Below are 6,829 nucleotides of genomic sequence, written 5' to 3' on the forward strand. Positions count from 1 at the left end.
GTTATTTTTTGTATAGTTTAATTAAAAAATTATTTCTATTTTTATTTAAAATGGATCAATCATTAAATGAATTTTATGATGAACTAATTGAGCTGATTTATCAAATTCCACACAATCTTGATGCCTGGCAACAATTTGCTAAAAAAATAATTCATATATTGGATGCTTCATATGTTCATATCCAGGCGATTGATTTTAATTATCAGGTTTTATCTTTTAGTAATGGCATTGGTCCTTTAGCAGCAGAAAATTATGTTTTGGTAGAACTGGATTATTTACATTATCCAACCGAAGCTGATCCAAGATGGGGAAAATTTTTAGATCCCCAACGGACAGGCTGGTATCAATGCCATAGCCATGTTAGTGATGAATTTGTGCAGCAATCGGACTTATATCAAAACATTTTATTGCCTTATGGACTCAGATATGTGGCGACACACGAATTGATTTGGGATGAAAAACTATGTGTGTTCTGGAGTATTTCTACTTCACAACAACGACAACCTTTGAATCAACAGGAATTGGCTTTTCTTGATGTTTTATTACCGCATTTAAAACGAGTGGTCATGGCACAACGCCATCTTTATGAATTTTCTGCAACCAACATTGTCGGCTACAATTTAATAGATCAATTGGCACAACCCATTATGCTATTAAATTTGTCGGGGAATGTGGTTCATTTTAATCCGGCCATGCAGGATTTTTTGCAAAATACAGATTTAATAAAAGTTGAGAATCAGCAGTTATATTTACCACAACAATCACAAATACAGTTTTTAAAAATTTTATATCAGATTGAAGTTGCATTTAGGCAGCAACATGAGCAATTACAGCAATATAAAGAGTTAAAGTTCTTTATTCCGGATACAGGCTTGTTTTTTACCATTCATTTACTGGTGTCAGAAAAAGAACAATCATTTTTTGGTATTCGTCCATTAGTGATGCTTAAGTTTTATGATACAGATACAAAACTAAAAATTCATTTATCCGAACAAAAATTAAAATCCAATTATCATTTGAGTAAACGAGAAATAGAAGTATGTCAGTTATTTGCGAATGGCTATAAGTTTCCAGAAATCGCTAAAGCAATCAATATAACTTTAACCACAGTAAGAACATATTTTAAACGTATTTTTTTAAAAACAAATTGTACCTCACAAGCGGAATTAATGAAATTATTGGTGAGTACTTCATTGTCGTGAACCTATAAAAAATAAAATTGAAAATGTCCTCATTTGGGGACATGTGTATTTCTGACAACTTAGTTAGCATAATTTTATGTAAGTCTTAATATGGGGATATAGACGATGCTGACTGAACATGAAAATAAAATTATCGGTATGATCTATGATGCTGCCTTAAATCCATTGTTATGGCAGGATGTTATGGCTGAAGTTGTTAATTTTACTACAAGTACCACTGCAATTTTTACTGCCACCGATCAATTAAGTCCAAATTATGATTTCGTTTTTACCCATAACATTCCAGAAGAAAGCATGCGAGCCTATCAGGAAGAACAGCTTAAAGTAATTGATATGCGACTGCATGCGCCATATTGGAGCGCAAAGCCATTAGGCGGTACTGTGATAAATAGCTTTGCACCTTATGCGTTAATGCCGGTGGATAGTGATGAGTTTGTATTTTATGAAAAATGTGCCAAGCCGACGAATATTATCCATGTTGCAGCGGTATTATTGGAACGGAGCGCATATAGTTGGGCAGTATTTGCGGTTCACAGAGCACCACACTTGGAAGAATATAGTGAACAGGAAGAAAAAATATTAAAGCGGTTAGGTGTACATTTACGTCGTGCCTTACAGATTTATCGTCAAATCGCAATATTGCAGCAAGAAAAGAAAAATATTTACCATGTATTGGATCATTTTAATGTCGGGGTGATGTTGATTAATCAGGATTATCAATTATGTTATGCCAATTCGATTGTTAAAAAAATAGTTGAGCATTCCTGTATATTGGAATTGGACAAAAAAAATCATTTAAAAACACTTAAAACCTTTCAGGATAAATTGAACCAACTCATTCATAGCGCATTATTTGAACATGAAAAAATAAATAATGAAGCAGGTGGTGTATTGGCAATATATGATCAAGATAATAATTCTTTAATGTTAAGTATTTTACCTTTTTTACCTTCTCAAACACAGCCTGCACATAAACAAGCAATCGTTTTTGTTACGCAAACCAATCAGCCTCATCATTTGGCAAAGGATTATTTAATCCAAAAATACAAACTGGCAAAACGAGAAATAAGCGTATGTGAGTTATTTGTCAATGGCTTAAATCTTGAACAAATTGCCCAGCATATGCAGATTACCTACGGAACAATTCGTATTTATATGAAAAATATTTTTGCCAAAACAGGTTGTGCTTCACAAGCAGAACTTATGCAATTGTTGATGGGACTAACACTTGAGTTTGAACATATTCACTAAAATTTTAGTGATATGTTCCCATTTGGGAATGTTTCTGATGGTTGGTTTGGTCTAAGATAATTTAATAATATTTGATCATAATGGAGATCAGATGATGAAACGTCAAATTTTATTATTATTATTTTTAGCCTTATCTAGTCATACTTTCAGTGCATGGAATATAGATGCAAATGGTATGTATCATTCTAATTTTTGTCGTTATGGAGGATATTGGCAAATTGTTTCATGGAATTTTGTTAATACTGAGTGCTATATGCCAATGCATGGTTTATGGGGAAAGCGTGTACCAGAATAAATATCCCTTAAATGATGTTTAAAAAATAGAACGCTATTGAGGTGAAAGACAAATGACAAAAATTAAGCTATGTTTTTTTTTCACATTATTAGTGTTAACTTCATTGGCCTATACAGAAAGTAGCCCTAACAAGACTACCACGGCAGTCATGACTGAAGTTTTACATATGATTGATTTTAATGTAAATGTTCAGGTTGATTTTTTGGAATGGGTTGCGCAGGAGGGTATTTTATTACAGGAAATCTCACAACAAGATATTCACCGAATTATTGAACTAACACGTAAATACAGTGATCGACCAATGGACTTTGCCGATGCGACATTGGTGATTACCGCAGAGAAAACAGGTGTGCGGAAAATCATCAGTATCGATGCAGATTTTGATATTTATCGACTACCCAATAAAGTGCAAATTGAAAATGTCTTTCTTATCTAATACTTTAAAATACTTTGTTTTTGTCAGCATACTGACAGCTTCATACGCATTGTATGCCAAAACATCAACATTTCAGGATTATCCAGCAAAAGCCTATTTAGGTAAAAATCAACTGTTAAAGCTCAATCAGCAAAGCAAAAAATATCGAACTTTATTAAAACAAATGTCACAGCAACAACCAAACTTTGCAGGACATTATGTATTGGAAACCGTTGGTTGTGGTGGCGGATGTAGTTTCGCTTTAGCTTATAATGCCAAAACAGGGCAAAGTTTTGTTTTGCCCGATACCTTTACCGATTGTTATAGTAAACAGAACGGCTTTCAACAAAACGATATTTTCTTTCAAAAAGACAGCCGTTTAGTGGTTGCAACAGGTAGCCGTTACGGCAATCCTTCACAATGTGAAGAGGTTTATTATCTGGTTGAACAAGATCGATTTAAACACATACAAAATATTGTGGGAAAATAAAGATTTTTCATAAACCTAGAAATAAAAATGGCCACTTTAAAAGTAGCCATTTTTTATCATTTTAAATTTAAGCTTGCTGAATACCAGCAACCAGCCATTCAGTTTGACTATTGATTGCTTTTACAAAATGCCAGATTTCAGTAAATGGCTGTGGTAAGGTATTTAAGTCTTCACTGACAGTACCTGTAAAACGAACACTCACCACATACTGACCATTTTCGGTATTTTGCTCTACGATATTGGCTGTTAAATTACTGAATTCGGCCACATCGGTATTATTTGCTACATCAGCATAAATCGCCTGATACATCTCAGGAGTAAAGTATTTTTTAATCTCTTCAATATTATTCGGGTTATTCATTGATTGAATATGATTAAAACGCTGACGAGCAAAACGCAAAAATGTTGCCGGTTCTGTACCATCCGGCAATTGATTACCACTGTTGGTTGTTGCACCACCAAATGGCGCTTGCACAGGTGCTTGACCAGCATTTACAGGTTGACCAAAAATATTGGTGTTAGATCCCGCAGAGTTTTGTGGTGATTGGCCAAATGGCGTAGCAGGCGACTGGTTGCGGGTTGTACCAGAATTATTTGGTGCGTAAGGGTTAGTGCCTGCTGTTTGCTTTTTTGCAGCAAATTTACGAAAAATGAAAAATGCAGCTGCAGCTAGCACAATCAGCCACAACCAGTTAAAACCACCTGATTTTTCCTGCTCAGCAGCCTGTTGTTGTGCTGCACTGGTTGGTGTGTTACTTGCAGATTGATTATGATCATCTGCCATAGCATTGGCAGCAACAGCACCAATTGCAGCACCAGCAACACCGGCAGCTACCATACCGCCAACATTAGAACCACTACGTTGAGGTTGTGTCTGAGTTGGTGCAGGGGTTGGCGCAGCTCTATAACTATTGTTTTGGTTATAGTTTTGACTAGAGGTTTGTGAACGCTGCATCCCCATGCTTTTCCCGCCACCAGCACGTTTTGCTTCAGCGATTGGAGCAGCCAGTAAACCTGCCATTAATAATGCGACAACAGCACCTTGTGCCTTCTTTTGCATTGTTTGCATCTTCCTATATCAATAAAAAAACTTCTTTATCTATAATGCGGTTTTTTTGACAAACTTCAAGTTTAAGTTTGTGATTATTTAATATGTGTTTCAAAGTAAAATAGCAGTTTTACATGCAGTTGAAGCTCTTGGTTGCAAAGTTTTCTATTAAATTAACCTTTGAACGAGGACCAATACTTATTATCGTGACTAATTTTTTGAATTTTCCATTGTAAAAGATGTTTTTGGAGTAGTCTTTGCATATCTGAATCAGAATGCTATTTGAAAATGATAGATCATGATTCATGATGTTCGTCTAAATCCATTGCCACTTGCAATGCTTCGTGTAATCTTGCTACTGCAATGACATTTAAGCCTTTGATCGGTGCTTGTGGTGCATTGGCTCTTGGCAAGATGATGGTTTTAAAACCATGCTTTTGCGCTTCTTTTAGACGTTCTTGTCCATTAGGGACAGGGCGAATTTCTCCGGATAAACCGACTTCACCAAAAACAGCAAGTTGTTGAGGTAAAGCTTTGCCACGTAGACTTGATGCACAAGCCAATAAAACTGCTAGATCTGAGCCTGTCTCAGTAATTTTTAAACCTCCAACAATATTGACGTAGACATCTTGTCCGACAGTATGTACGCCTCCATGACGATGCATGACGGCCAGTAGCATGGACAAACGATTTTGTTCTAGACCCAATGCTACACGGCGAGGTTGTCCATGTGCATCATCAACTAGCGCTTGTACTTCAACCAGAAGAGGACGTGTTCCTTCACGACTGATCATGACAATTGAACCGGGAATAGCTTCATCATAACGGCTTAAAAAAATTGCAGATGGATTGGCAACCTCTTTTAGTCCTTTATCGGTCATTCCAAATACGCCTAATTCATTGACTGCACCAAAGCGATTTTTGACTGCGCGAATCATACGATAACGAGAATCCGATTGACCTTCAAAATACAGAACACAATCGACCATGTGTTCAAGTACACGAGGGCCGGCTAAGGCACCTTCTTTGGTGACATGACCAACAATAAATAAAGAAGTTCCAGTATGTTTTGCAAAACGGGTGAGGATTGCAGCAGATTCTCGAATTTGGGAAACACCGCCTGGAGCAGATTGAATTGTTTCTGTATATAGTGTTTGAATTGAGTCTAATACTGCCATTTGTGGGCGTTCATGTGCTAAAACCTCACAGATGCGTTCTACGCAAGTTTCTGCCATGACTTTTAATGAATTTAGAGGAAGATCCAAACGTTTGGCTCGCATGGCGACCTGAGATAATGATTCTTCACCTGTGATATAAAGCGCTGATTGTTGTGCAGCCATATAGGTTGCTGTTTGTAACAGGATGGTTGATTTACCAATGCCAGGATCACCGCCAATTAAAACAACGGAGCCTAGAACCAGGCCACCTCCTAATACTCGGTCAAACTCACTGATTCCTGTGGAGCTACGAGTTTCATAACTGACCTTGACCTGATCAAGTGTTGTAATTTGATGTGCCTGACCTGCATAGCCACCGATTTTAATGCCTGCTTTTGCCCGATGAGTATTTGTGGTTTCCAGTTGAGTTTCCACCAAACTGTTCCATTCTCCACAATCGGAACATTGCCCAGCCCATTTGGGATGATCTGTTCCACAATGTTCGCAACGATAAACTGTTTTGGCTTTACTCATTTTGTTTTACCTCAATCTATGCAAAAGCAATGTAGTGTGATGATCTATAAATGTAAAGTTTTTAATAAAAAGAGTACGACAAATTAAGGCGTTATATTTTTATAATCTGAGGTTTGATTATACCTTAGTCGTAAATGAGCTTTAAAAAGCAGCAAAATATGACTCTTTTTTGAAAATTTACTTTTAATTTGTAGGTCAATTGGAATATTTTTATTAGGTATTTGAATATAGGACAAAAAAACAAATGACATACCCTCATGATGTCCCTCAGGGAGATCCAGAAAATTTACAGCGAAGTTTATCCAATCGGCATTTACAATTAATTGCGATTGGTGGAGCAATAGGTACCGGATTATTCATGGGATCAGGAAAAACCATTAGTTTGGCCGGTCCATCGATTGTGTTTATTTATATGATCATTGGTTGTGCATTATTTT

7 protein-coding genes and 1 pseudogene are annotated in these 6,829 nt (G+C 36.4%); 6 read left to right on the plus strand and 2 right to left on the minus strand.

Going from position 1 to position 6,829, the window contains the following annotated elements; translation table 11 throughout:
- Positions 1-50 precede the first annotated feature (50 nt).
- The 5 genes from F4V57_RS13935 to F4V57_RS13955 all read left to right on the plus strand — a co-directional run bounded on the left by F4V57_RS13935 (position 51) and on the right by F4V57_RS13955 (position 3,653).
- Positions 51-1,202, plus strand: coding sequence for a helix-turn-helix transcriptional regulator (locus F4V57_RS13935; protein WP_070068774.1), 1,152 nt, complete (start codon positions 51-53; stop codon positions 1,200-1,202).
- A 105-nt stretch (positions 1,203-1,307) separates the two neighbouring features.
- A complete protein-coding gene (locus F4V57_RS13940) occupies positions 1,308-2,453 on the plus strand; it encodes a helix-turn-helix transcriptional regulator (protein WP_070068766.1) in 1,146 nt (381 codons plus the stop codon).
- Positions 2,454-2,544: 91 nt separating this feature from the next.
- Entirely contained in the window at positions 2,545-2,748 is a 204-nt protein-coding gene (locus F4V57_RS13945) for a hypothetical protein (RefSeq protein ID WP_141729201.1), read from the plus strand.
- Positions 2,749-2,800: 52 nt separating this feature from the next.
- Positions 2,801-3,184 carry a type II toxin-antitoxin system VapC family toxin gene (locus F4V57_RS13950; protein WP_205634518.1) on the plus strand — a complete coding sequence of 128 codons (384 nt, stop codon included), beginning with the start codon at positions 2,801-2,803 and terminating at the stop codon, positions 3,182-3,184.
- Positions 3,168-3,653 (plus strand): hypothetical protein, encoded by a 486-nt coding sequence (locus tag F4V57_RS13955; RefSeq protein WP_070068768.1) that lies wholly within the window; start codon positions 3,168-3,170, stop codon positions 3,651-3,653. Before F4V57_RS13950 ends, F4V57_RS13955 begins: the two co-directional genes overlap by 17 nt.
- Before the next feature lie 67 nt (positions 3,654-3,720).
- Here F4V57_RS13955 and F4V57_RS13960 read toward each other — a convergent pair whose 3' ends face one another.
- Both F4V57_RS13960 and radA read right to left on the minus strand, forming a co-directional pair.
- Entirely contained in the window at positions 3,721-4,713 is a 993-nt protein-coding gene (locus F4V57_RS13960; RefSeq protein ID WP_070068775.1) for a Tim44 domain-containing protein, read from the minus strand.
- Positions 4,714-4,997: 284 nt separating this feature from the next.
- Complete coding sequence (gene radA / locus F4V57_RS13965) at positions 4,998-6,392, minus strand: DNA repair protein RadA (RefSeq protein ID WP_070068769.1); 1,395 nt, start codon at positions 6,390-6,392, stop codon at positions 4,998-5,000.
- A gap of 244 nt (positions 6,393-6,636) precedes the next feature.
- On the opposite strand from radA, the pseudogene F4V57_RS13970 reads away from it, so the two are divergent.
- A pseudogene (locus tag F4V57_RS13970) lies at positions 6,637-6,829 on the plus strand (amino acid transporter); the annotation flags it as partial.

Source organism: Acinetobacter qingfengensis, from assembly GCF_008693185.1.
Lineage (GTDB): Bacteria > Pseudomonadota > Gammaproteobacteria > Pseudomonadales > Moraxellaceae > Acinetobacter > Acinetobacter qingfengensis.

Excerpts from the sequence above, each read along its gene's own strand:
- F4V57_RS13935 (WP_070068774.1), top strand. The coding sequence starts at position 51 with ATGGATCAATCATTAAATGAATTTTATGATGAACTAATTGAGCTGATT.
- F4V57_RS13940 (WP_070068766.1), top strand. The coding sequence starts at position 1,308 with ATGCTGACTGAACATGAAAATAAAATTATCGGTATGATCTATGATGCT.
- F4V57_RS13945 (WP_141729201.1), top strand. The coding sequence starts at position 2,545 with ATGATGAAACGTCAAATTTTATTATTATTATTTTTAGCCTTATCTAGT.
- F4V57_RS13950 (WP_205634518.1), top strand. The coding sequence starts at position 2,801 with ATGACAAAAATTAAGCTATGTTTTTTTTTCACATTATTAGTGTTAACT.
- F4V57_RS13955 (WP_070068768.1), top strand. The coding sequence starts at position 3,168 with ATGTCTTTCTTATCTAATACTTTAAAATACTTTGTTTTTGTCAGCATA.
- F4V57_RS13960 (WP_070068775.1), bottom strand. The coding sequence starts at position 4,713 with ATGCAAAAGAAGGCACAAGGTGCTGTTGTCGCATTATTAATGGCAGGT.
- radA (WP_070068769.1), bottom strand. The coding sequence starts at position 6,392 with ATGAGTAAAGCCAAAACAGTTTATCGTTGCGAACATTGTGGAACAGAT.